The sequence below is a fragment of the Hydrotalea sandarakina genome (assembly GCF_003254115.1).
In the GTDB taxonomy this organism is placed as follows: domain Bacteria; phylum Bacteroidota; class Bacteroidia; order Chitinophagales; family Chitinophagaceae; genus Hydrotalea; species Hydrotalea sandarakina.
Genome location: NZ_QKZV01000007.1, coordinates 1 through 25,910, shown reverse-complemented (window position 1 = coordinate 25,910; position 25,910 = coordinate 1). Strand labels below are relative to the sequence as shown.

At 34.6% G+C, this 25,910-nt stretch carries 18 protein-coding genes; 12 read left to right on the top strand and 6 right to left on the bottom strand.

All coding sequences use genetic code 11. The features are described from left to right. Positions 1-3: 3 nt before the first annotated feature. Both LX80_RS10685 and LX80_RS10680 read right to left on the bottom strand, forming a co-directional pair. Positions 4-843 carry a universal stress protein gene (locus LX80_RS10685; RefSeq protein ID WP_111296276.1) on the bottom strand — a complete coding sequence of 280 codons (840 nt, stop codon included), beginning with the start codon at positions 841-843 and terminating at the stop codon, positions 4-6. A gap of 113 nt (positions 844-956) precedes the next feature. Then, positions 957-2,132 (bottom strand): acetyl-CoA C-acyltransferase, encoded by a 1,176-nt coding sequence (locus LX80_RS10680; protein ID WP_111296555.1) that lies wholly within the window; start codon positions 2,130-2,132, stop codon positions 957-959. Between the two features lie 189 nt (positions 2,133-2,321). Here LX80_RS10680 and LX80_RS10675 point away from each other — a divergent pair, with 189 nt between their 5' ends. Beyond that, positions 2,322-3,380 (top strand): quinone-dependent dihydroorotate dehydrogenase, encoded by a 1,059-nt coding sequence (locus LX80_RS10675; protein WP_111296273.1) that lies wholly within the window; start codon positions 2,322-2,324, stop codon positions 3,378-3,380. 10 nt (positions 3,381-3,390) lie between these two features. On the opposite strand, the gene LX80_RS10670 is transcribed toward LX80_RS10675, so the two are convergent. Next, the gene (locus LX80_RS10670) at positions 3,391-5,886 is read right to left on the bottom strand and encodes a DUF5686 family protein (RefSeq protein WP_111296270.1); all 2,496 of its coding nucleotides are present in this window, start codon (positions 5,884-5,886) and stop codon (positions 3,391-3,393) included. Positions 5,887-6,131: 245 nt separating this feature from the next. Between LX80_RS10670 and LX80_RS10665 the strand changes: the two genes are divergently transcribed. Beyond that, positions 6,132-6,494, top strand: a complete 363-nt coding sequence (locus LX80_RS10665; RefSeq protein WP_111296268.1) for a diacylglycerol kinase family protein — start codon at positions 6,132-6,134, stop codon at positions 6,492-6,494. 75 nt (positions 6,495-6,569) lie between these two features. Here the strand turns inward: LX80_RS10665 and LX80_RS10660 are convergent, their stop codons facing one another. Then, the gene (locus LX80_RS10660) at positions 6,570-9,992 is read right to left on the bottom strand and encodes a BamA/TamA family outer membrane protein (RefSeq protein ID WP_245898042.1); all 3,423 of its coding nucleotides are present in this window, start codon (positions 9,990-9,992) and stop codon (positions 6,570-6,572) included. Positions 9,993-10,135: 143 nt separating this feature from the next. Between LX80_RS10660 and LX80_RS10655 the strand changes: the two genes are divergently transcribed. Next, positions 10,136-10,771 (top strand): MBL fold metallo-hydrolase, encoded by a 636-nt coding sequence (locus tag LX80_RS10655; RefSeq protein WP_111296265.1) that lies wholly within the window; start codon positions 10,136-10,138, stop codon positions 10,769-10,771. A gap of 21 nt (positions 10,772-10,792) precedes the next feature. Here LX80_RS10655 and LX80_RS10650 read toward each other — a convergent pair whose 3' ends face one another. Next, positions 10,793-13,006, bottom strand: coding sequence for a hypothetical protein (locus tag LX80_RS10650; RefSeq protein ID WP_111296262.1), 2,214 nt, complete (start codon positions 13,004-13,006; stop codon positions 10,793-10,795). 101 nt (positions 13,007-13,107) lie between these two features. On the opposite strand from LX80_RS10650, the gene LX80_RS10645 reads away from it, so the two are divergent. From LX80_RS10645 to LX80_RS10620, 6 genes are all read left to right on the top strand, one after another. Beyond that, positions 13,108-13,791, top strand: coding sequence for a response regulator (locus tag LX80_RS10645; RefSeq protein WP_111296259.1), 684 nt, complete (start codon positions 13,108-13,110; stop codon positions 13,789-13,791). A gap of 74 nt (positions 13,792-13,865) precedes the next feature. Beyond that, on the top strand, positions 13,866-14,912 hold the full coding sequence (locus LX80_RS10640) for a sensor histidine kinase (RefSeq protein WP_111296256.1): 1,047 nt from the start codon (positions 13,866-13,868) through the stop codon (positions 14,910-14,912). 248 nt (positions 14,913-15,160) lie between these two features. Beyond that, positions 15,161-15,808 carry a DUF47 domain-containing protein gene (locus LX80_RS10635; RefSeq protein ID WP_111296253.1) on the top strand — a complete coding sequence of 216 codons (648 nt, stop codon included), beginning with the start codon at positions 15,161-15,163 and terminating at the stop codon, positions 15,806-15,808. A 38-nt stretch (positions 15,809-15,846) separates the two neighbouring features. Continuing rightward, positions 15,847-16,860, top strand: a complete 1,014-nt coding sequence (locus tag LX80_RS10630; protein ID WP_111296251.1) for an inorganic phosphate transporter — start codon at positions 15,847-15,849, stop codon at positions 16,858-16,860. A 138-nt stretch (positions 16,861-16,998) separates the two neighbouring features. Further along, positions 16,999-18,024, top strand: a complete 1,026-nt coding sequence (gene galE / locus LX80_RS10625) for a UDP-glucose 4-epimerase GalE (protein WP_111296248.1) — start codon at positions 16,999-17,001, stop codon at positions 18,022-18,024. Between the two features lie 66 nt (positions 18,025-18,090). Next, positions 18,091-20,328, top strand: coding sequence for an FUSC family protein (locus LX80_RS10620; RefSeq protein WP_111296246.1), 2,238 nt, complete (start codon positions 18,091-18,093; stop codon positions 20,326-20,328). An 81-nt stretch (positions 20,329-20,409) separates the two neighbouring features. Here the strand turns inward: LX80_RS10620 and LX80_RS10615 are convergent, their stop codons facing one another. Further along, a complete protein-coding gene (locus tag LX80_RS10615) occupies positions 20,410-22,266 on the bottom strand; it encodes a 2-oxoacid:acceptor oxidoreductase subunit alpha (RefSeq protein WP_111296245.1) in 1,857 nt (618 codons plus the stop codon). 138 nt (positions 22,267-22,404) lie between these two features. On the opposite strand from LX80_RS10615, the gene LX80_RS10610 reads away from it, so the two are divergent. The 3 genes from LX80_RS10610 to LX80_RS10600 all read left to right on the top strand — a co-directional run bounded on the left by LX80_RS10610 (position 22,405) and on the right by LX80_RS10600 (position 25,812). After that, entirely contained in the window at positions 22,405-23,316 is a 912-nt protein-coding gene (locus tag LX80_RS10610) for a polysaccharide deacetylase family protein (RefSeq protein ID WP_111296242.1), read from the top strand. A gap of 60 nt (positions 23,317-23,376) precedes the next feature. Continuing rightward, a complete protein-coding gene (locus LX80_RS10605; RefSeq protein WP_111296239.1) occupies positions 23,377-24,153 on the top strand; it encodes a Bax inhibitor-1/YccA family protein in 777 nt (258 codons plus the stop codon). 120 nt (positions 24,154-24,273) lie between these two features. Further along, positions 24,274-25,812 carry an IS1182 family transposase gene (locus LX80_RS10600; protein ID WP_111296236.1) on the top strand — a complete coding sequence of 513 codons (1,539 nt, stop codon included), beginning with the start codon at positions 24,274-24,276 and terminating at the stop codon, positions 25,810-25,812. The last annotated feature ends 98 nt before the right edge of the window (positions 25,813-25,910 follow it).

Sequence of the window (25,910 nt, the reverse complement as noted above, 5' to 3'; positions counted from 1 at the left end):
GCGCTAATCGTGTACAACCATTAAAGGCACATTGCTATGAAAAGCCATCATTTTGGTATGACTGCGTTTGAATATTGTATCAAAAAAACTGCGCCGTTTAGGTATAGTAATTAATAAATCAATTTTATGTTGATGCACGAACGTATTGGTAGCCTCCATAAAATTATCGCTATCTACAAAATGATATTCCGGGTTGTATTGATGCAACAAGTTATGCAGCATTAAGCTTTGATGAGGTGTATCGGGGGTAAAATGGCTATTATCTTTATCAATGTTCATAACATATAAAGCTGCATGTGTAGCATCTAAAATATTCAATATAGGTTTAGCCGGTGTAGTTTCAACCACTTGTTGAAAGTCGCTTAAAAACAAAACTTTTTCTATTGGCTTTATCGGGGCATGTTTGGGCACAATAATAACAGGCACGTGCACATGCTTGGCAACATTGATGGTATTACTTCCAAATAAATTTTCTTCAATAGCATCACCACCAGTAATACCCATAATAATTAAATCAATATTCATTTTTTCGCAGACACCTTTAATGCCATCTGTTAAAAAATTAAATTCGGAAATAGTTTCAATGGTAACATGTGGAGACTGATAAGCTAACAATACAAATTTTAAATTTTCTAAACCTGTTTTGCTTCCTTGTTCCAAATTTTCAATGCTCACTGTATCAACAGCAGGAATTAATGGATCAGCTCCTACTGTAACCATAGTTTGGTAAGTGTTATAAAGAATAACCTTTTCGGCATTCACTTGTTTTGCCACTTCCATAGCATAAATAGCGGCATGTTTGGCTGTTTCAGAAAAATCGGTGGGAACTAAAATAGTTTTCATATGTTAACTTTTGTTCACTAAAGTTAATACATGGAATTGGCTCTGCAAATGATTTAAATCATTTTATAAAAAAATAATATTATTTTTCTGTCTGTTTTGTTTAGGTAAACTATTTATAATCGTTCAATAATTCCAGCAATACCTTGACCACCTCCTACGCAAGCAGTAACCATACCATACTTTTTATTTAGCCGTTGCAAATCGTTTAAAATTTGTATGGTTAATTTAGCACCTGTACAACCCAAAGGATGGCCCAAGGCAATGGCTCCCCCATTAATATTTACTTTTTGCGGATCAAGTCCCAGTTCGCGAATAACTGCAACAGATTGTGCGGCAAAAGCTTCATTCAATTCTATTAAATCAATATCACTTAAACTAATACCTGCTTGTTTTAATACTTTAGGCACAGCAGCAACCGGCCCTATTCCCATAATGCGTGGATGTACGCCGGCACTTGCGCAATTGACCAATCTGCCCAAAGGCTTTAAGCCCAATTCATTCATCATTTTCTCGCTCATTACAATTGTAAAAGCAGCACCATCACTGGTTTGTGAAGAATTTCCTGCAGTAACCGTTCCATTTAAAGCAAATGCAGGCTTTAGTTTAGCAAGGCCTTCCATTGTTGTATCGGCTCTTAATCCCTCATCAGTATCTACTACAAAACTGCGAACAGCTTTTTTACCCTTTTCATTTACATAAGTTTCTTGAACAGAAATAGGCAATATGCCTGATTTAAAATAACCATTTTCAATGGCTACTTTCGCTTTTTGGTGTGAATAATAAGCAAACTCATCTTGTGCTTCACGAGTAACATTAAATTCTTTTGAAACAGCTTCTGCAGTTAAGCCCATACTTAGATAATAGTCGGGTTCATCTTTAGCAATATTGTACGAAGGCACTGTTTTCCAACCTGTCGTCGGCACTAAACTCATACTCTCAGTTCCACCGGCAATAATGCAATCGGCCATACCGGTGCGTATTTTAGCAGTAGCCATTGCTATACTTTCTAAACCACTTGCACAATAACGATTTATAGTAATACCCGCTACTTCAATACCAAGCGCTTTGGCCGCAATAATTCTTCCAAATTGCAAACCTTGTTCCGCTTCGGGCACAGCATTACCAACAATAACGTCATCCACTCTTTTATAATCTAATTGTGGTACTGATGCCATTAAACCTTTTATTACTTCAACAGCTAAATCATCGGGACGATAAAAACGAAATCCCCCTTTTTTGCTTTTAGTAACTGCTGTTCTAAAACCGGCTACAATGTAGGCTTCCTGCATAACAAATAATTTACTGTTCAAATGTAACAAATAAAGTTGTTTATGCAACTAAATATTTCATGAAATTTTAGTCGCTTTGTGTTAAAGATTTCCGATCAGCAGGCAACATTAATGATGCAACGGAATAATATGATAAGCCGGAGTTAGAAATTATTCCGGCGTTAAAATTCGCCATATTATCTTCGCAGTATGTACACATTTTTAAGAAATTTAATGTTTCAACTGGAACCTGAAAAGGCGCACTATTTTGCAATGAATAGTTTACAAATGGGTTGCAGATTTGCACCAATAAAAAAAATTATTCAACAAAATTGCTCATACAACCATCCTAAATTAGAAAAAAAACTTTGGGGATTAACTTTTAAAAATCCTGTTGGGTTAGGTGCAGGTTTTGATAAAAATGCTATTTATCTTGGTGCATTGGATTGTTTGGGATTTGGCTTTGTTGAAATTGGTACAGTTACACCCAAGCCACAATCAGGCAATGAAAAACCTCGGTTATTCCGACTTACAAAAGATAAAGCTTTAATCAATCGCATGGGCTTCAATAATGATGGCGTTGTTGCCATTCAAGAAAGACTTGCCATGTGGCGAAATAAAACCAACACAAAACATCCATCAAACTTAATTGTTGGTGCCAACATAGGTAAAAATAAAGATACCCCTAATGAAGAAGCGAGTTTAGATTATTGCTTATGCTTTAATAGCTTGTATGATACAGCAGATTATTTTGTGTTAAATGTTAGTTCACCCAACACTCCCGGACTGCGGGCTTTACAAGAAAAAGAGGCGTTACGTGAAATTGTAAGCAAAGTACAAAACGCCAATTATGGTAAAACAAAACCTAAACCCATTTTACTTAAAATTGCCCCCGATTTAAGTAATCAAGCAATTGATGACATTATTGAATTAGCAGAACAAACACAACTTTCCGGATTGGTAGTTAGTAATACCACAATTGGAAGAGAAACTTTATTGCATACTTCAAAAGCGCAAATTGATGCAATTGGTGCCGGTGGCTTAAGTGGGGCACCCTTATACCAAAAAAGTAACACCATTCTAAGTTATGTTGCTACACAAACCCAACACCGTTTACCTATTATTGGAAGTGGTGGTATTTTTACAGGTGAACAAGCAGTTGAAAAAATAAAAATGGGTGCATCATTAATACAAGTATGGACCGGTTTTATTTATGAAGGACCCGGTATTGCCAAAAATATTTGCAAAACCATTTTGCAAAGTGAATAAATTTTTAATGTTAGAATGAAATACGGAAACTGCCAAATACACCAAATTTATTAACGGTTTCATTAACAGCAGGTGTTGGTGATAAACGCCAAATAAAATCAACCCTGAATAATTTAAAAATATTATCAATTCCTGTTCCCAATTCTGTATAAACATTGCCGCCTAATGATTTAAATGGCGCATTACCCACATAATTTAATTGTTGATTAGCTTGGCTCAGATTACCCACTACAGCTTTAAAAGTCCATAATTGGCGTAGCTTTAGTTTACGGGTAAATGAGGTTAAACGGAATAAACCATTACCAATAATGTGTTCAATATTAACACCTGCATATTCATCGCTTACATATTCAAAACGGTTCATTAAACTAAAAGCATATTTGTTGTAATAATATTGTTCATTACCCGGATGTATTTCAAGAAACTGATAGGGTGCGGTTCCAAAAATTTTACCACCATATAAATTGTAATACAAATAACCAAAAGGAGCAATTTTCAAATTATCTGAAACAGATAAGCTAACCTTATCATAGGTATAACTGCTATGCAAAACCCCTGGAAAGCCATGCACATAATTGAACAAAACAATAGGATAATCGCTACCTAAGCTGTATTGTGTAAAATTGCTTACCAAAGTACGTTCATCATAAGCATAACGCACACTGAAACCGGCCTCAAATGTTTTTAAAGGCGTGCCGCCATTGGTGGTTGGGAAGTATTGTTTACCCGGCAAGTTTAATACTGCTTGATATTGCTTTGAAGTTAAAGAAGTTCCAAAACCAAAACCGGAATTAGTAGAAGCATAATATTCTAAATTCCATTCTTCGGATCGCTGATATTTAAAGGGAATATTGGGGCGTCTGAATATGGTAGCAAAAATATTGTCCGTACCCATTTCATCGGCATACATTTGTCCGTTATCTAAATCGTTACGGTATTTTAAATTAATATAGCTCCAAGGCTGCCTGCTAAACTGATACCGAATTTCGCCGAGTCCCTTTAGGCCCTGATCTTTAAAACCATAAGCTAAATAAGTGTGCGCATACCAATGTTCATTAAAGCCCCTGTTGGTTTCTACATCAAATCTTGTTCTTATTCCTTCATATGGATTTCCACTTAACCAATACCACCAAGGACCAATCCGAAAATTACCAACATCTTTATATCCCTTTGCCAAAAATTCTAATGCGTTTCTATAACGAATGTAAGTTACATTTTTTTCTAATGTATCAAGTAGTGCATAAACTGTTTTTTCACTTTTGTTTAATTCCTCGTGTCGATGCGTAACCCAAAAAGAATCGGGCAAATTGGTAACATTGGGTAACAAATCTACCTCACTAGGGGTTTTAGCAGAATCGAGCATTTGAGTAACATAGGGGCTGTTTAATAAAACCTTCCTATAGGTGGTTGTTTTCCGGCCTTTAAATGCCAGTTTATTTTTTCCCAATGGGGAAATATCTACAACAAATTTATCTTTCGATAAAAACCAAATACTATCATCAATTAAGCGATATTCCTGAATTAAAGTCAGCCCACTTACAAAATTTAAATTTACATCAACGGCAGGCCGTAAAGTAATTTTTTGAATGGCAAAACTGGTATCATTAACCCAACAATCACCATCAAATAAATCTTCACCCTTATGTTTAGGCGTAAACTTAAAATGCACTAAACGACGGTGATTGAGGTATTGCGTATCTAACAATTTAAAATTGTAAAACTTATCAGCCCTTTCATTAAACGGGCCAATGAAAGAACGATTAAATACAGGAATGGTATTGGCATATATATCAACTATTTGGTACATATTACCCAGTTGTTTAATCAGGCTTTCATTATCAATACCATTGGTTTTTGTAGCTTTTATAATTTCGCGAGAACGAACAGGATTATTTTGATGGTAATAATCGGAAATAGTTTCGGTTAAATAAGCAGGTAAAAAAGGCTTTTCTTCGGAAGTAGAATCAATATAATTAAAAACAAAATTGAGGGGTTTAACTAAAAAATTTTTGGACAGTTTTTCGGTATTAATATTGGCAATATCTAATTCCAATTTATTGTAAGCTTCGTAATAATAGTTTTTCCAGTGGGTTCTATCGTGTTCAGGTTTGTGCTGCATAATTTTTCGCCAAAACCATAAAGCGCGATTATACTTGCTTTTTACCACTACATCAGTACTGGGAAGTAATTCCATTTTAACGGTAAAAAAAGCTGAATCTTTAAATAAGGACGCAGGAATTAGCACATTCTTATAACCCACACTGCTGATTTGCAAAGTATCATTATGACTCCACTGACCGGAAGTAAATGAAAATTTGCCTGATGAGTCTGTTAGTACCCCTTGTCCACTTAATTTAAATACTGCTGTAGAAAAAGGGATAGGTTCATCACTTTGTTTATCAACAATAACTCCGCTAATTTTAATTATTTGTGCTGTAGCCAGCGTATTGAATAATACCAACATCAATACACTCAACAGGATTTTCTTAGCTGCATGCCATATCATACTGCAAAATTAAAGGATAGCGTATTGTAAAATGAGACATAAATCACAACAGCACTTTTAAGTGTTATGAATGATGATTATTTTGTGGAAAGATAAGTTAAATGATTTGAATGCTGCTTATTGTAAAAAATCGAAATAATACAAAATATAATTCATTTAATTAATTTATGTGGGGTAATGATTTGAAAAGAGCAGGAAAATATTTTATTTTTAAACACAGTGTTTTAAGCTAAAATTAATAAGTTATGAAAATATTTTGGAAAGCGTTACACTTAGCAGCAACAGGAATTTATTTATTTTTTAAATATGAGAGAAATGCCAAAATTCAAGGTTGCATTGCCTTGGCAGCCATCCTACTTGGTATAGTTTTACATGTTTCAAAAACGGAATGGATATTCATTTTAATTTGTATAGCACTGGTAATAGCATTAGAAATGTTGAATACGGCTATTGAAAAAACATGTAACCAAATTACCGTTCAATTTCAGCCAAACATTAAAACCATTAAAGATATTGCTGCAGGTGCTGTTTTGTGGGCTTCATGCATTAGTGCCATTATTGGCTGCCTTATTTTTATTCCAAAGATATACGCTTTAATTACCACATAAAAAATCCACGCATTGTTAAAAATAAACTTACGTGGATTTTTATGATGCAATTATTGAATTGAAAAACTTCAATGATTAGAAATCCAAACCAAGCGATAAATAAAAAACGGATGGACCACGGAACACTCCTTTCATTGGCCAGCCTAAGTCAGCGCGAATAAAATAACCCAGCAAAGTGCTACGCACACCAAATCCATAACCACCGGCAAAAGGGCCTAAACCACCTGCGTCAATCCTAACATTAATTGGATTGGCTTGCGGATTGGGTGATGGGAATATTTCCGTTGGCCGTTGAATGCCATTGAATTTACCATTCCACGCAGTACCTAAATCAATAAATTGAATTACCTGGAAATTGCGAAGGAATGCATTATTAATAGGCTTATTGAATAAAGTTGAGAATAAGGGCAACCTTAATTCACTATTAATAACCACAGCATTGTTACCATTGGCTACATTTTGATTATAACCACGCATATTTAATGCCAACGATTGGAAGGCATAAGTTTGATCGGGTGCAGGTTGATTGGCACTGTTGAATTTTGGATTTACCCATCCGTCGGTTCCACCTAAATAATAAATTATTTTTTGATTACCGAAGCTAAAGTCGCCGGCAGCACGAGTTGCCCAAATAAAATTGCGATAAATTTTATAATAATTACGTGCATCAAAACCAACATTATAGGTTTGATTGCCACTTCCGCCCGTAGTGCCTGCTATTGGTTCGGTCATATCAAAGTACACTTTCCAACGTAATCCATTCCAAATATTTTGAGCAGGATTTATAGTGTTATCATAAACGTATTCAATATGTCCTACCAAATATTGAGCAGAAGTATCACTCACTTTTAATGAAAACTGGTCGGCCGGTTTAATAACGCCGAGGTCTTTACGTAAGCCAAAAGTAGCTCTTAGACTCCTTACCTGATCGAATGGATAGGCTACATTAAACTGATACAAATTGGTATATAGCTGATTATCGTATGGTGTTGTATTAAAGAAGTTACTTTGAGTACTGCGGTAATAAGTAATACCCCAGTCAACCCTATGCTTTAAATTTTGAAATGAGAAGAAGAAGTCTTTGTCTTTTAAAGTAGTACCAAAACGAATACCGCCAATGAATTTAATATCTTCCATTAAATCACTAACACCAGCGCGGAAACTCCAGTTAATGGCACTTCCGTTGTTAAGCTGAATAGGCCCTGCCCCACCGGCATAGGGTTGAAAACGATTAACCAATATATTATTTGTAACACCGGCCAATAAATAATCAGCACTAAATTTTAAACGATAATTAAACAATTTTGTTTGTTGTATATAATTATGCTGCTGATTACTTCCTGTTACATTCGCTAAATCGCTATTCCCTGCATTACCGGCTATTTCGGCATTATTGGCTGTATTGGTGGTATCATTTGCAAACTCGTTTTGGAAAAAGTTTTTAGGCGCATGCCGAACAGTATCAACTACTACCGGTTGTTTTTTATTGTTTTTATTATTGGCAGCAGCAAAGTTTAATGGTTTACCCTGAGCAATCTTGTCGGCCTGCATTACTTCCTGCATATATTGAGTGGGCCTAGCATTAACATTGCGCCTATTTAAAGCAGTAGCATCCACTTTCAATTTATACAAATATTTAAAATCGCCTTCCTGACGTGTTTCACTCACTTGGTCATTATTGCCTGCCACACGTGATTCTAACAATGAACTTTGATAATTCGTAATGGGGAATGTATAGGTAGAGTCTTTATAAACCTGAAAATAACTGATACTGTCTGGTTCAGGTTTTCGCCAGGCAGCTAAAGTAGAATCAAGTTCTTTTGTGGAAGGATTACGCAATAACTCAGTACCAATGTAGTATAATGTGTCAAGCCCCTCCCGTTGGGTAGAAAAAAATCCGGCCCATCGGTTAGCAATGCCATTCTCATCACTTACAAAAGTGAAGTGATTGGTATTATATTGCATGGGATACTTGGCATTTCCATATTTTAAATTGGTAAGTTGCGTAATTTGTTTTGTTTTACTTTTATTCAATATATCAATTAAGAAAATATTGAACCGATAACGACTGGGTAATACCGTATCATTACTTGGTGCATTGGGGCTTGGGCGATTTGATGAGAAAATTATTCCGGAACGATTTGGAAATGATACAAAACTGGGATACAATTCATCATAAACATCATTGGTAATTTGTTCAACTTTTTGGTCATCAATTTTATAAATAAACAAATCTGTTTGGCCGTTTTTAACTGCACTTAATATTAGCGTATTTGCATCGAGCATAAATGATGCATCGGTTATTTGCTCAAAGCCGGTAATATCTTGTTTATAACGTTTGTACCGAGCCAAAACATCATAAACAAACATTTTTATTTTACCCTTATCCCAATAAATAACCAATAAGCGGGTACCCTTACCATCCCAAGCCAGAATAGGATAATTGGGATTGATATCGCCTTCATTCGTTCTAACACCATAATCTAATAGTACTTTTGTATCGTAAAAATTTTCAACATATTTTACTTTATAAACACCCTTTTTAAATTCCACTACCGCATAATTGTTACTTCTTGGATTAGGATTAGCCTGAAAACGGAAATAATCATTTTTACTTACATCTTCCGATACACTTAATACTCCTTTTGGTGCATTTCTCCTTTGGCGAATATCTTTATAATAGCGGTCTTGCATTTGCTGCATAAAGTCATCCAGTACTTCTTTAAATTTCTTTTTGCAAATTTTTTCTGAAGCGCTATTTAAACTTTTATAAATACGCGCCATGTAAAGAAAATAAGTTACATTTTCTTTTCTGTAGTGCTCGGCTATATAATACCAAAATGCATTTCCGGCTAATAAAGGCTTATCAAAAGCAAACTGATAAAAATTATTGTATTTACCGCTTAACATAGCACTTTTTAACTGATCATCCTTTTCGGTACTCCAATTCTCAGCTGCATATGCCACATACCCATCTGTTAGCCATTTAGGTAAATCTAATAGTGCCTGGTTACTGGCAAATTCACCAATATCATCGCCAAACAAAATATTATCGGTTAAAACCTTAGCAATACCTTCTCTTATTTGGTTGCGTAAGTGATTGTGATTTCCATCAAAATAAACCACAATTTTATTGTTCACCAGCTTGGTAAGTCCACCGGCATTTTGCCAATCAATGCCCAATCCTATATTACTTTGCTTATAGTCATCATAACTATTGTAAACAACAATATTGGCTCTGCGTTGCAAACTATATTCAGTAAATTTTTCAAGCTCGGGCAAGTTATCTTCTGCTACTTGTGAAACAAATTTTCCTAGTGCGGTACCACCCTGTGTTACATAAGTATTAAAATTGGGCGATTGATAAAATTTCCATTTAAATTGATTGTATTGAACCCTATTTTTCCCAAACTCAACCATATTTACCTGTGCAAAAACTGATACAGGTAATAGAAAAGAAAAGAAGATTGTAACTTTATGAATTAATTTCATTTGCATATCCTGTCAATATTAAAAAATGTACCGGGTTTTAGAAAACAATGGCATAAAAAACAAAGTGAAGATATTAGCCAAATCAATTCTAATTCCACAATACTTGTTAAAATTAAGTAATTACCTATTATCATTTTAAAAATAAGCACATGTTGCACATTAAAGTTTTTACATTTAATCCCATTCAGGAAAACACTTATTTAATTTATAATGATGCCTTGAATGCCATAATTGTTGACCCGGGATTTTATTTTTCTTCCGAACAACGCATTTTTCAGGAATTTGTTGAAGAAAAACAGCTTAAACCAATTCTACTGGTGAATACCCACTGCCATTTAGACCATGTTTTTGGCAATAAGTGGGTAAATGAACATTACCACCTTGACCTTTGGACCCATAAAGATGAGTTACCATTATTGGAATTGGCACCCGAATCGGGAAAACGATGGGGCTTACCATTTGATAATTTTAAAGGGAAAGTGCATTTATTAAAAGAAGGGGATAAAGTTTGGTTAGATGAGGCCGCATTTGAAGTTTTAGAAATTCCGGGTCATTCGCCCGGAAGTATTTGTTTATATTATGCTCCACAAAAAATATTAATTGCCGGCGATGCTTTATTCCGAGAAAGTATTGGAAGAACCGATTTGCCGGGTGGCAATCACAATTCCTTAATTAAAAACATTAAAGAAAAACTGCTTACATTACCTGATGATACAGTAGTATATTCCGGCCATGGCCCGGCAACTACCATTGGACATGAAATAAAATACAACCCATTTTTGTAGTTAAGCATAAAACAGGTTAAACTAATTTTTGTTTTTTTCCATAGCCTTTTTGTAGGCCATAATAAACATGGCCCCTAAATTATTTTGCGGTGGCACATAGTCGTCAAATTTTTCTTTATAGCCACCTGTAAACCTGTTTTGAAGACCTGCCCAAATTTTTGTCCAATCTAAATTTTTTCCCTGACGTAAGGTTTCAGTAATGGCTTCAATTAACGCCATATTTACTACACCTGTTCCCACCTGTTTAGAGGCAATAATGTGTGATTCGGGACAAATTTTCAAAACATCATTCAGGCTATTATAACCGCCACAACTACCCAGCATAATAACTTTAGCCGAAGGAAATAAACGTTTAATGGTTGAGTTTACATAATAACTATGGCCACGATGTATTACAACCGTAGGATCAATATGTGCTGAATCTAAATAATCGCACAAATGCTGTTGTGCAGCATCATCTAAATCTTGTTCCGCATCTAAAGGTTTATTAGCATAAATTTCAATGGGCACTCCTCTGGTTGATTTTACTTCAACCCATTCAGGTTTATACACGATACGCCAATTGGCATTATTGTAGTTGGCAATAAAAGAATTGAAAATATTCTTTCCGTCTTTATCACCATAAAAAAACTGCTGAATAATAATTTTACCGCCGGCATCTTTCAACAAATTAATGGGCATTTCATAAACAGGAATAATACCCAATTGTGCAGAAACATTAATACCATTAGCCGGATTCATTGATAAAAAAATGGTATTTAAAATATTATAAATGACAATACCACGTTCGTTGTGTATACGTTTATTGTATTGCAACTGTTGTTGTACCTGCAACAACATTAAATTTCGAATTGCAGCATCGTTTATACTTGCATAGGAATTGGCAACATCTACAGCATCTTCTAAAGTGGTTGTTTTTTCAAGTCCGTTTACAAAGCGTTTAATTAAATTTTGCGCAGTGCTTTTATCCATTCTTTTTAAAAAATCATCTAACACATTATAAGCAGCTGCCATGCGAATAAATTTTTTATAATAATCGTCATGTACCCATGCCAATAAAGTATCAGATCGCGGAATGGTCATTCTGGGGAAAATTCTGTTATACACACCTAAGTAGCTGCTGGTGTAAATATCTTCTTCACCCAATACACATAAGTAGTAAAGGTCTTGTGGTGCAAGGTTTTCTAAAACTTTAAATCTAACGGCATCACGGGGATCATCATGCAATCCATTTATTTCATTGATATAATGTTCAATAGCTTTTTGCCTTAATTTTTCAGTCAATACCTGTTTGGCATAAGGTGTATCGCCCATTTGCATGCGCGCTGCATATTTTATTTCGGTATTTACCAACAATTTATAAAATGGATCATCCGTATCTTTTATTTTTTGTATGGAATCGATGGTAATTTGTTTGCGATATATTTCATCTAAAAAAGCAAAATATATTCTACCACCCGGCATTTTCTCAATTTGATAAATAGTTTGCACCAACGGGTCATTTACTTTTTTTATTTTTTGAGCCAATTGATTAGCAGCTCCAAGGTAGTCGTAAATCATATCAGGATTGCGATGGGCAACTACTGCAATTAAACTATCGGCAAATGGAACATTGATGTTATTGGCAACAATGTTCAATATATTATCCGGATACAACTGGCAATTTTTTAAAACAATAATATTTTTAGCTTCCTGAATGCCAATATTGTTTTGCAAAGCAAAATTGTTGACCAATAAATTATCAATAGCCACATCATTTGCTTGTATAATTGGTGCAATAGAAAGGTTTTGCTTTTCAAGGTCAACTGCTTGTTCATAGGCTAACATTAAATCGCCCAGCATCATTCCTTTTATTAATCCTGCTTTATAAGCGGTAGTAAATCCTTCCAATAAACTATAAATTCCGCGCAACCATTTATATTTATCATTATTATTAATGGTACTGTCTAATTCAATTGATGCACGCATATTGTGCACCGTAGTATGCAATAGCTGTGTAATTTGAAGGTTTACATCTATATCATCAGTAGGTGCAAATAAATGGTTGGTATTGGGTGTTAATTGAATAATATTTTGCTCTGCCTTTTGAATATTATCGTGAATGAGTTGCCGCATATGGGGAATAGCAGGCATAGCTAATTCAGGCTGGGCCTGCACAAAAATTATTCCACTAATACAACATACTAATAAAAGTACCCTTCTAAACAATTGCATATAATTCAAAAATAAATGCATTTATGCAAATTTTTCGTTAATGGACTTAACAATTAGATAATCTGACGTTTGTAAGTGAATGCAAAAACTGTAAGTTAATTTTGTGTAAATTAAATGTTACCATGGAAACAACAGCCAAACGAATTTTAATTGCTGATGACGAGCCGGATATTTTAGAGATAATTCAATACAATCTTACCAAGGAAGGCTATGAAGTAATAACTGCTAAAGATGGGAATGAAGCTATTGAAAAAGCCAAGCAGTTTAAACCCCAATTAATTATATTAGATATAATGATGCCACATAAAACCGGCATTGAAGTATGTTCCATATTGCGATCGCAGCCGCAATTTCAGCAAACACTCATTATATTTTTAACTGCATTAAACGATGAGCCATCACACATTAAAGGGTTGGAAACCGGTGCTGATGATTACATAAGCAAACCCATATCACCCAAAATTTTAGTAAGCCGCGTTAATGCGCTTTTTAGAAGAATTAATAAAAATGAAGAGGAAGGGAAACCTATTAAAGTAGGCAACATTAATATTGATCCTGTAAAATTTGTGGTTGAAATTGATGGCAAAGAAATTATTTTAGCCAAAAAAGAATTTGAATTGCTTTACTTATTAGCAGCCAAACCGGGCAGGGTATTTTTGCGTAACGAAATACTGTCGCAAGTTTGGGGTAATGAAGTAATTGTAGGCGATAGAACCATTGATGTGCACATTAGAAAAATACGTCAAAAGTTAAATTTAGACTGTATTACCACTGTTAAAGGTGTAGGCTATAAATTTGATATTTAAGGAAAATGTCAATGAATTATAGCTAACCTATGCTATAATTTACTGTTGCCTTATATTCTGTTTATTTTTACACCATGTTTGAAACCAAAAACCTATCACCACAACAATTATCAGCCTTAACAGCCTTGTTTTTAGCTGTTCCTATTGGCATTGCCTTCTTGATAATTGAAAATATTTGGATTGGCATAATTGCGCTTTTTTTAACTTTTATTGGCAGCTACTACCTTATTGGCTTTGTATTAGAATCGTTTATTTATCGTAAAATAAAACTCATTTACAAATTCATATATCAAACAAAGGCCAGTAAACGCGAGGAAACTTATTATAAATATATATTACCGCAAAAAGGCATTGATGAAGTAAGAGAAGATGTAGAAAAATGGGCAGAACAAAAAAGCGCAGAAATTGAGCTTTTAAAACAAAATGAAGCTTACAGAAAAGAATTTCTACAAAATCTGGCTCACGAATTTAAAACACCCATTTTTGCTATACAAGGTTATGTTGATACCTTATTGAATGGCGCCATTGACAATACAGAGGTAAACCGAAGGTTTTTAGAAAATGCTTCAAAAAACATTGACCGAATGGTGAATTTGGTTGAGGATTTAGATGAAATTTCAAAATTGGAAAGCGGCGAACAACCCCTTTATAAAGAAAACTTTGTTATTCAAGACTTAATAAAAGAGGTATTTGAAACCCTTTCTATTAAAACTGCAGCCCGCCAAATTAAAACCAGCATTAAAAAAGGATGTGAAGCACCGATTATGGTGTTTGCCGATAAGGAAAAAATACGTCAGGTTTTGAATAATTTAGTGGTAAATGCCACCAAATATGGCAAAAACAATGGTAGTATTGTAGCCAGCATTTATAAAACCGACGGTGCCCATGTTTTGGTTGAAATTAGCGATGATGGTATTGGTATAGCTGAAGAACATTTACCCCGTGTTTTTGAACGTTTTTACAGAACCGATAGAGGCCGAAGCCGTAATGTAGGAGGTACCGGCCTTGGGTTAGCTATATGCAAACACATTATTGAAGCCCATGGTCAAACCATTCATATACGCAGTAAAATAGATGTAGGCACCACCGTAGGATTTACCCTTGCCACCAAACGCAATTAAATAAAAAAGCCTCTATGAAAATAAGGGCCGGACATGAGAAAATCTACTGTACTCTTGTTGCTCTTAACTATGAACTAAAACTTTTTGCAAAGAAACAAGCCCAATGTGAAGCAATTGTAAAGGGTTTGCAAAGAAATTATTAAGGTTTGGGGCCAAAGTTTAATCGGCTGTATTAACAAATTATTAATTCTTTTTTTTGCCCAAGGCTTCCACTTCATAGTTTTACATTTGTCCAAATTTTTTCGATTATGGGATTAAACACGATTGGCAGGATTTTTATGCCCAAAAACAAAATTTTTTATGAACTTTTTGAGCAAGTTGCCGATACGGTATGCGAAATGGCCGATATGTTAAAAAAAGTGGTTGCCGAACCCGATCATGATAAACGTGCGGCTTTAATTAAACAAATTGAAGATTTAGAACACAAAAATGATGACCATACACATAAAATTTTTACTGAATTAGGGAGAAATTTTATTACCCCTTTTGATAGAGAAGATATTCACTACCTAGCCACCGCTTTGGATGATATAGCCGATTATATTTACTCTTCATCAAAGAAGATAAACTTTTACCACATTAACCCCAATGATAGTGGTATTCAAAAAATGGCGGAATTAATTTTTCAAGGTTGTAATGAAATTAAAAAAGCTGTTTACGGTCTGCGCGACATGAAAGATTTAAGAAAAATGACCGAAGCTTTGGTAAAAGTAAATTCTATTGAAAATCAGGCAGATGATGTTTTTGACATGAGCATTGAAATGCTGTTTCAAAAAGAAAATGACGCGAAAGAGGTAATTAAGAAACGAGAAATTTATCAGGTACTTGAAATTGCAACAGATAAATGTGAGGATGCTGCTAATGTAATAGAATCTATTATTATTAAGTACGCATAATAACGGCAATTTACAACACCTAACCGCAATTAAAATTTATGACGATTTTATTAGTTACATTAGTAATACTTGCGCTGATATTTGATTTTATTAATGGATTTCACGATGCGGCCAACTCTATTGCCACCATTGTTTCAACTAAAGTACTTACACCGTTACAAGCAGTAATTTGGGCTGCTTCTTTCAATTTTATAGCTTATTTTGTATTTAAAGAACATAAAGTAGCAGGAACCATAGCCAACATTATTGCAGAAAACATCATTAATTTTCATGTGCTTATTGCTGCTACTGTTGCTGCTATTATTTGGAACCTAATTACCTGGTATTTTGGTATTCCATCCAGTTCATCACACACCCTTATTGGAGGTTTAGCGGGTGCAGCTATTGCAGCCGGAGGTGGCGTTGATGGTGTTAACAGCTCACCAATTATTACTGCACTTATATTCATGATTTTATCGCCTATCATAGGTCTTATTTTTGGATTTATTATTACAGTGCTAACAGTAAACGTAGCCAAGAATGCCCGTCCATCTAAAGCTGAAAGTTGGTTCAAACGCTTACAATTGGTATCATCCGGTGCACTAAGTTTGGCACATGGCGGTGGTGATTCCCAAAAAACCATGGGACTGATTTTAGCAGGAATTTGGTTTTTCGAAAAATCATCTAACCCCAATATTGGCACTATACATGATTTTACAATGCCCGAATGGTTGCCCTTTGCATGCTATTCGGCCATTGCTTTAGGTACTTTATTTGGCGGATGGCGTATTGTAAAAACAATGGGAACCAAAATAACAAAGGTTACCCCGTTAGAAGGTTTTTGTGCTGAAGGTGGTGGTGCACTTACCATTTTTTTAACTACATTTTTTGGTATTCCGGTTAGTACCACCCACACTATTACCGGTGCAATTATTGGCGTGGGTGCAACCAAACGCTTAAGTGCAGTAAGATGGGGTGTAACCATAAACCTGGTTTGGGCATGGATATTAACCATTCCATTATCAGCAGGTATGGCTGCCATTTTTTATTATATTACCAATTTTTTATTCTAACGTTTGCGCATATATTAATGCAGCTTTCTTTTTATATTTAGGCCATTGCTAAATTTGCATAAGCCTGCAGAGTTGTTTTGCTTGAATTGATGCAAAAAATATTTATTTATTATATATAACTGAATTAATTTAACAAGAATGAAAAAAATTCTCGTAACCGGTGGCTGCGGCTACATTGGTTCGCATACAATTGTTGATTTAATTGAAAATGGATTTGAAGTAATTTCAATTGATAACAATTCTCGTTCAGGAACAGATGCTTTAAAAGGCATTGAATTAATAACAGGCAAAAAAATTAAGAACTATAAAGTTGATTTGAAAAATTTTGATGAAACACAAGCCGTTTTTCAAGAAGAGCGTAATATTGCGGGCATTATACATTTTGCGGCATATAAAGCAGTAGGCGAATCAGTACAAGAGCCCTTGCTTTATTATGAAAATAATTTGTTCTCGCTAATCAATTTAATGAAGTGTGTAAAGGAATTTTCCGTTCCTTATTTTGTATTTTCATCTTCATGTACAGTATATGGCAATCCTGATAGCATTCCTGTAACAGAAACATTTCCCATCAAAAAAGCAGAATCACCTTACGGTGCCACAAAACAAATGGGTGAAGATATTGTACGCGATTGCAGTAATGCTTATGAAACGGCTTCTATATTATTACGCTACTTTAATCCGGTAGGTGCACATCCCTCCAATCATTTGGGTGAGTTACCCATTGGCAAACCCATGAATTTAGTACCGGCTATTACCCAAACAGCCATTGGCAAAATTCCTAAATTAACGGTTTACGGAAACGATTACCCAACCCGCGATGGAAGTTGCATAAGAGACTTTATTCATGTTTGCGATATTGCGCATGCACATACGTTGGCTTTACAATACTTAATTGAGCAAAAAAATAAAACGTATTGCGATGTATTTAATTTAGGAACAGGAAATGGTGTAACGGTGCTTGAAGCTATTCACGCATTTGAAAAAGTAAGCGGTGTAAAACTAAATTATGAAATTGGTGCCAGAAGGCCCGGAGATGTTGTAGCCATTTATGCTAACAATGAGTTAGCAAAACATGCTTTAAATTGGCATATTCAATACAATTTAGAAGATATGATGCGCACAGCCTGGGCTTGGGAACAACACCTGGCTAAGAGTAAAAAATAGTGCCAATACGCTCAATATCTATAATTACATTCATCACATTTGCAAACACAATAACTTTATAACTGTATGGATTATGGTAAGCAATTCCGCAGTTTTATTAATAGTTATTATGTAGGCGAAGGTGTGCGCATGACAATAGGTATTCTATTACCTTCTATCATTGCTGCCTATTTTAACGCTTTACCCATTGGCATTAATATTTCTTTAGGGGCTTTAGGTATTGCAATCAGTGATAATCCGGGGCCTATTTTACATAGAAAGAATGGCTTTTTTGCCGGAAGCATATTGCTTTTTTTAGTGGCCATAGTAGTGGGATTAAGCAGTTTTATTCCATGGCTTTATGCAATAATATTACCCATATTATGTTTTATTTTTTCCATTATTGGGGTATTTGGTACTCGGGCCGCTTCAATTGGTGTTGCTGCACTTTTAATATTAGTGTTACAAGCAGACCACCATTATAAAGATGTTGAAAATGCATTATTGATTAGTTTGTACATAGGTGCAGGTGCAGTTTGGTACAGCATTTTAAGTTTAGCATTATACCAACTACGCCCTTATAAAATTGTTCAACAATCATTAGGTGAATATTTTGAAACCATAGGAAAATATTTAAAAACAAAAGGAAACTTATTTAATTCAACCATTAACATAGAAAACACCTACAGCCAATTACTACAATTGCAAACAACAGCATTAGAACGCCAAAATTTAACTGCCGAAATTATTTTTAAAACGCGCAGTTTTGTTAAAGAATCAACACCTATCAGTAGAAATTTAATGTTGGCATTTTTAGATGTTACTGATTTATTGGACACTATAATGACGTCTCATCAGGATTATAAAGCACTACATTCATTTAAGCCCGCTCAACCATTATTACAGGAATATACGCAATGTATTCATCAGTTGGGAAATTATTTGGAAGAAACCGGCATTGCGCTTAAAGGCGGTACCTCTACCATAAAAAGTTTAGCCATAGAACAACTTATACAACCCTTAAGAAATCAATACGCAACTTTACATGCTAATGAAATTTCTTCCAACTCTATTAGTATTTTAATTAGTCTAAAACAAATTTTAGACAGTATTGAAGCGGTTGCTGCCAGAATTAAGACTTTAGAAAAATACATTAACAACAAAGAAAAAATAAGCAGAAAAAAAATTAAAGAAACCAATCCGGAAGATTTTATATCACATCAACGTATATCAATTGACGTAATTTTAGATAATCTGTCATTTCAATCAAATATATTCAGGCATTCACTCCGAATTGCTTTGGCTGCTTTATGTGCCTATATAATTGCACATTTCTTTTTGTTAGGACATAGTTATTGGTTGTTACTTACCGTAATTGTTATTTTGAAACCTGCCTATAATTTAACCAAAAAAAGAAATAAAGAACGTTTAACTGGCACCCTTATTGGTGCTGCTGTTGGTGCCGCTTTGCTTTATTTTATTCATGCAGATACATTGCTGTTAATTATATTAACCATTAGCATGTTTATTGCATACAGCTTTATGCGCACCAATTACATTATTAGCGTAGTTGCCATTACTGTTTACGTATTATTGCTGTATCACTTATTAAACTTTAACAATTACAGATTACTAATTACCGACAGAGTAATTGACACAGCCATAGGCTCGGCTTTGGCAATTGTATTTAGTTTTATTTTACCGCCCGTTTGGGAAAATACACAGCTTAATAATTTACTATATAAAGCCATTAATAGCTGTGCTGCATATTTTCAGGCTTTAAATAATGTTTTAACAGGTAAACAACCCTATGAAAAAAATAGCATACGCTTATTAAGAAAAGAAAGTTGGATTTCAGCTTCGAATGTTTCAGACAGCTTTAATAGAATGTTATCAGAACCCAAACATCAACAAATACATTTACCACAAATTCATCAATTGGTAGTGGTTTTATATATGGCCAATGCACATTTGGCAACTTTAAACTATTATGCTAGTGAAATTAAAGACAACTTGGTTACACCTGAATTAAACGAATTAGCGCAACACATTCTTGAACATTTACATAACAGTGCAGCACAGTTACAAACCGCCAATTCATTTACCAATTCAACAAATGGTGATAAGAAACAGAATAAAACCTTTTCCATTTATGTAAAAATAAACGAGCTATTAAACATTCGAAATAAAGAAATTGAAACAGGTCAATTGAACAGCAACACACGTCCCTATTTATCAACGCTAAAATCAATTACAGACCAGTACAGTTTTTTATACAATATTTCCATAGATATGGCTAAAATTACTGCTCAATTAAAAGAATAAACCCTCCGTTTCTGGAAGGAGGGTTTTGGTTTTTGATACAGGATTAAGAAAGGGGCGTTAAAATTTTAAAAACCTATTCTATTATTTTTGTTGCAATATCCGTTTTATTTCTGTAATTAGTTCTGTTTTGGTAATAGGTATTCCCATTATTTTATTATAACCTTTGGCATCTACCAAAAATTGGTCACGTAAAATTTTAATTAACTGCCCGTTATTTATTTCCGGAACCAAAACTTGTTTAAAATTCTTAATTATATTTCCTAAGTTTTTAGGGAATGGCCGTACATATCTTAAATGCGCATGACTAACGGAGTACCCTTGTTGTTGCAACTCAAGCACTGCACTTTTTATGGCACCATAGGTTGACCCCCATCCAATTACCAACAAATCGCCGGTTTCTGCACCACTATCCAATTGTTGCAAGGGAATATAATCAGCAATTTTATCAACCTTTTCCTGGCGAGTTTTCACCATGTGTTGGTGATTGTCCGGATCATAACTAACATTTCCTGTTATATCCTGTTTTTCCAAACCACCAATTCTATGCTCTAAACCTGCTGTTCCTGGAATAGCCCAGGGACGCACTAATTTTTCATCGCGTAAATAAGGTTGAAATTTTGAATCGGTATTTTGTTGCGCTGCAGCAAATTTTACCTCAATGGGTTTTAAATCAGCCGACTTAGGGAATCGCCAGGGTTCGGCACCATTGGCAATATATCCATCACTTAACAAAATAACCGGTGTCATGTGTTGTACCGCAATTCTGCAAGCTTCATAAGCTACATCAAAACAATCGCTGGGTGTTGCAGAAGCTATAATCGGCATAGGACATTCGCCATTACGACCGTAATAAGCTTGCATTAAATCGCTTTGTTCCGTTTTGGTAGGTAATCCGGTTGAGGGGCCACCACGTTGAATATCTACAATAACCAAAGGAATTTCCAACATTACAGCTAAACCCATTGCTTCTGTTTTCAGTGCCATGCCGGGACCGGAAGTGGTAGTTACGCCTAAAGCACCACCATAACTAGCACCAATGCTGGAAGAAATGGCTGCAATTTCATCTTCTGCCTGAAAAGTTTTTACACCAAAAGCTTTGTGCTTACTTAATTCGTGTAATATATCTGATGCAGGTGTTATAGGGTATGAACCCAGGAATAACGGCAGTCCGCTTTTTTGACTGGCGGCAATTAAACCATAGGCCAATGCCTGATTTCCCATAATGCTTCTATAGGTTCCTGCAGGTAATTTGGCTTTTTCAACTTTGTATCGGGTAGTAAATGTTTCGGTGGTATCACCATAGTTATAACCCGCTTGTAAAACTTTAATATTGCTTTGTAAAATGCTTTCCTTTTTGCCGAACTTTTCTTTTAAAAATGCAATAGTTGTATCAAGGGTTCTATCGTACATCCAATAAATAAAACCTAATACAAACATGTTTTTTGCCCTGTCGCGTTCCTTGGTACCTAAATCAGTAAAATCTTTTAAAGCTTCACGAGTAAGGCGGGTAACATCTATTTTAATTACTTCAAAATTATCCAAACTGCCATCTTCTAAAGGATTAACGCCTTCCGGATAGTTAGCCAAACGTAAATTTTTAGCATCAAACCCATCAATATTCACAATAATTTTTCCACCGGGTTTAATACTTTTCAAATTCACTTTTAATGCAGCTGCATTCATAGCAACCAGAACATCGGCAATATCACCGGGTGTGTACACTTTGTTCGATGAAAAGTGCAGTTGAAATCCACTAACCCCGGGTAAAGTACCAATAGGGGCACGTATCTCAGCCGGAAAATCTGGAAATGTTGCTAAATCAATTCCCAACAGGGCAGTGTTATTGGTAAATTGCTGCCCGGTTAATTGCATTCCATCGCCGCTGTCGCCTGCAAACTTTATAACAACGTCTTGCAGTGTTTGCTCTGTTCTAGTCATTTTAAAAAAATTGATAACGAAGTTAAGTATAATCCTTTTTCAATTTACAGCTTAAATTACCCATTTTAGAAACATTTTAAACAATTATTAAATCTACACGCATTAACTTGCATTTCCTGCTGAGTTTAAAACAGAGATATGGAAAAAAAATTTGGGTTTCAAAGTAATTTCAAAGCGTTCTTAGCATTAATGCTATTGTTTTCGATTTCCTGTAATAATAATCCTAAAACATCATCTAACAACACTACAATAAAAGGTGCAACTAAAACGGCTTCCATTGGTATTTCCCCAACTGATATCATTCCCCAAAAAACGGACAGTAGTGCCTACATAGATTTGTACCCTGCAATTCATAGCACACCCATCACTTATGATTCAACCAAAAAATACATTTACTTAACTTTTGATGATGGCCCTCAGAATGGTACCACCACTTGCTTACAGTTGGTAAAAAATGAACAAATAAAAGCTACATTTTTCATGATTGGCAATCAGGTTGGCGATGAATATTTGAAAAAATTAGTGCGTTCGGTAAGAAATGATTACCCTGAAATTTTATTGGCCAACCACAGTAATACACATGCCAATAATAGATACCGATATTTTTACCACCATCCCAATATGGCATTTGAAGATTTTATGCAAGCACAGGAAAAATTGCATGTACCTTTTAAAATCATTCGGCTTCCGGGAAATAGTGCATGGGTGTCAGCTACTTCTTTTAGAGCTTCGCCTTTGGTAAAACCGGTATGTATGAAATTAGACAGTGCGGGCTATAATGTAATTGGATGGGATGTTGAATGGGGGTTTGATCATAAAACAGCTAACCCCATTGAAAGCCCCGAAACAATGTTTCAAATGGTAAATAATGCATTTGAAAAAAATTATACGCATACCAAAAATCATTTAGTTATTTTAACACACGACCGCATGTTTAGACATGCCAATTTTACTGACTCACTTCAAAAATTTATAGGTTTATTAAAACAAAATCCCAACTATATTTTTGAAACTGTTGATCATTATCCAAACCTTAAAAAGCCCTTATAGATTTAACGTGTATTTTTGTTTTATTGCAGTAACTTTACACTATAAAAATTTTTTGAAACTATGGCAATTTTTAAATCTGGTAACCCTACTTTAACTGAGAAAATTTTTGATAACAGTCTCACGGCTCAAGCTAATGCACAAGGCATTATGAGCGTAAGAGGTACGCTTAATAAATTTGGCTTTTTAATGCTAATGGTTATTGGCGGCGCATTTTATACCTGGCATGCTTATGCCAGTGGACAGCCCCAAACCACTACCACATTAATGATGGTGGGCATTTTTGGTGGTTTAATTGCAGCCATTGGCATTATGTTTAAACCCATGTGGGCAGGATATATTGCCCCAGCATATGGTATTTTAGAAGGACTATTTATTGGCGGTATTTCTGCAATTATCAATGACATGTTTGCTAAAAGCTATCCTAACCTTGTTTTACAAGCAGTAGGTTTAACTTTTGGCGTAGCATTAGCCATGTTCTTGCTTTATAGCTTTAGAATTATTAAAGTAACCGATAAATTACGCAGCATTATTTTTACCGCCACCTTGGGAATTGCAATATTTTATGGACTTACATTAATACTGAGTTTATTCAATGTTAATATGCCATTTATGAGTATCACAAATGGTGGTATGTTAGGTATTGGTATTAGTTTATTCGTTGTTGCAGTTGCAGCTATGAATTTATTATTAGACTTTGATATGATTGAAAGAGGCGCTGAGCAAGGCGCTCCTAAATTCATGGAATGGTATGGCGCATTTGGTTTATTAGTAACTATTGTTTGGTTATACATTGAAATTTTAAAATTGTTAAGCCGTTTCGCCAGCAATAGAAACTAATCATTCTACCCAAATAATTATAGAAGCCGTCTCACAACTAGAGACGGTTTTTTTATGTTTTTTTCTTGTATAAAAGAGTGATTTTTTGTATATTTATATCTGATTTACAGACGATTATATATGAATTTTAAACATTACAATCAACGACAAATCACACTTTTGCCCTATTCGTTTGACGACCTTATTTCTAAGAAACATCCTGTTCGAGTAGTTGACCAAGTTGTGGAATCTATCAACATCCAACCATTATTAAAAGCATACAGTAAAGAGGGTAATCCAGCTTACCATCCAAAAATGTTGCTCAAAGTAATGTTGTATGCTTACATGACTAATACGTATTCTTCCAGGAAAATAGAATTAGCCATTAGAGAAAACATAAATTTTATGTGGTTAACCGGAATGACCATAGTTGATCACAACACTATTAATAGATTTAGAAGCAATAAGTTAAAGGATAGTTTTAAAGAAATTTTCAAACAAGTAGTATTAATGTTGGCTTCTGAAGGATTGATTTCATTAAAACAAATTTATATCGATGGCACAAAGATAGAAGCACAAGCAGGAAGATATACCTTTGTTTGGGGTAATAGCATCAAAACAAACAAAGCTAAAATGCTTACTCAGTTAGAGGAATTATGGAATTATACTCAAAGCATCTCCAATGATGATGACCCAAATCCAGAACCACCTGAGTTTAAAGAAATCAGTAAAGAAGTTATTCAAAAAACGGTAGAACAAATCGATGCCAAGCTCTCAGGGAATGAAAAAGCTACATCAAAAGCCAAAGCAAAACTGCGTTACATCAAACAAAATTTTGAAAAAAATCTTCAAAAATACGAAGAGCAAGAAGCTAATTTGGGTGAAAGAAACTCCTACAGTAAAACTGATCCTGATGCTACTTTTATGCGAATGAAAGAAGATCACATGCAAAACGGACAACTAAAACCAGGTTACAACGCACAAATATCTACTGAAAATCAAATCATCGTTAATTACACATTACACCAAAATCCAACAGATACTAAGACCTTACAACCACATTTAGAAAACTTCAAAGAAACCTACGGCGAAGAAGTATTTAAAGAATTAGAAGACATCACCGCTGACGCTGGTTATGGAAGCGAAGAAAACTATGATTACCTTGAAAAACAACAATTAACGGCTTATGTGAAGTACAATACTTTTGACAAAGAACAAGACAAAAATTATCAAAAGGAACATAAACCCTTTAGCAAAGAAAATCTTCATTACAACCAAGAAGAAGATTATTATGTATGTCCGATGGGACAAAAAATGCACAAAACTCACGAAAGTAAAAAAACTACCGAAGCTGGATACACACAACATTTATCACATTACCAAGCCAAAAACTGCGAAGGTTGTCCACTGCGAGTTCAGTGTTTTAAAGGAAAAGGAAATAGGAGTATAGAAAGAAATCACAATCTTGAAAGACACAAACAAAAAATAAGAGAACTACTTACAAGTGAAAAAGGTTTACAAAAAAGAAAACAACGCACAGCCGATGTTGAACCTGTATTTGCACAACTCAAACACAACCATAATTTTAGACGATTTTCTTTAAAGGGAATCCAAAAAACAGAACTTGAGTTCGGTTTAATGGCTTTAGCACACAATTTAAGAAAGAAAATTGCCGCTTAAAACTAAATTTTTCATTTATATATAAAAAAATAAACTTTTATCGAAGATATTGAAAAATAAAAAAACCGTCTCAAATTTTAGTAATGAGACGGCTTCTT

Excerpts from the sequence above, each read along its gene's own strand:
- LX80_RS10685 (WP_111296276.1), bottom strand. The coding sequence starts at position 843 with ATGAAAACTATTTTAGTTCCCACCGATTTTTCTGAAACAGCCAAACAT.
- LX80_RS10680 (WP_111296555.1), bottom strand. The coding sequence starts at position 2,132 with ATGCAGGAAGCCTACATTGTAGCCGGTTTTAGAACAGCAGTTACTAAA.
- LX80_RS10675 (WP_111296273.1), top strand. The coding sequence starts at position 2,322 with ATGTACACATTTTTAAGAAATTTAATGTTTCAACTGGAACCTGAAAAG.
- LX80_RS10670 (WP_111296270.1), bottom strand. The coding sequence starts at position 5,886 with ATGATATGGCATGCAGCTAAGAAAATCCTGTTGAGTGTATTGATGTTG.
- LX80_RS10665 (WP_111296268.1), top strand. The coding sequence starts at position 6,132 with ATGAAAATATTTTGGAAAGCGTTACACTTAGCAGCAACAGGAATTTAT.
- LX80_RS10660 (WP_245898042.1), bottom strand. The coding sequence starts at position 9,992 with ATGCAAATGAAATTAATTCATAAAGTTACAATCTTCTTTTCTTTTCTA.
- LX80_RS10655 (WP_111296265.1), top strand. The coding sequence starts at position 10,136 with ATGTTGCACATTAAAGTTTTTACATTTAATCCCATTCAGGAAAACACT.
- LX80_RS10650 (WP_111296262.1), bottom strand. The coding sequence starts at position 13,006 with ATGCATTTATTTTTGAATTATATGCAATTGTTTAGAAGGGTACTTTTA.
- LX80_RS10645 (WP_111296259.1), top strand. The coding sequence starts at position 13,108 with ATGGAAACAACAGCCAAACGAATTTTAATTGCTGATGACGAGCCGGAT.
- LX80_RS10640 (WP_111296256.1), top strand. The coding sequence starts at position 13,866 with ATGTTTGAAACCAAAAACCTATCACCACAACAATTATCAGCCTTAACA.
- LX80_RS10635 (WP_111296253.1), top strand. The coding sequence starts at position 15,161 with ATGGGATTAAACACGATTGGCAGGATTTTTATGCCCAAAAACAAAATT.
- LX80_RS10630 (WP_111296251.1), top strand. The coding sequence starts at position 15,847 with ATGACGATTTTATTAGTTACATTAGTAATACTTGCGCTGATATTTGAT.
- galE (WP_111296248.1), top strand. The coding sequence starts at position 16,999 with ATGAAAAAAATTCTCGTAACCGGTGGCTGCGGCTACATTGGTTCGCAT.
- LX80_RS10620 (WP_111296246.1), top strand. The coding sequence starts at position 18,091 with ATGGATTATGGTAAGCAATTCCGCAGTTTTATTAATAGTTATTATGTA.
- LX80_RS10615 (WP_111296245.1), bottom strand. The coding sequence starts at position 22,266 with ATGACTAGAACAGAGCAAACACTGCAAGACGTTGTTATAAAGTTTGCA.
- LX80_RS10610 (WP_111296242.1), top strand. The coding sequence starts at position 22,405 with ATGGAAAAAAAATTTGGGTTTCAAAGTAATTTCAAAGCGTTCTTAGCA.
- LX80_RS10605 (WP_111296239.1), top strand. The coding sequence starts at position 23,377 with ATGGCAATTTTTAAATCTGGTAACCCTACTTTAACTGAGAAAATTTTT.
- LX80_RS10600 (WP_111296236.1), top strand. The coding sequence starts at position 24,274 with ATGAATTTTAAACATTACAATCAACGACAAATCACACTTTTGCCCTAT.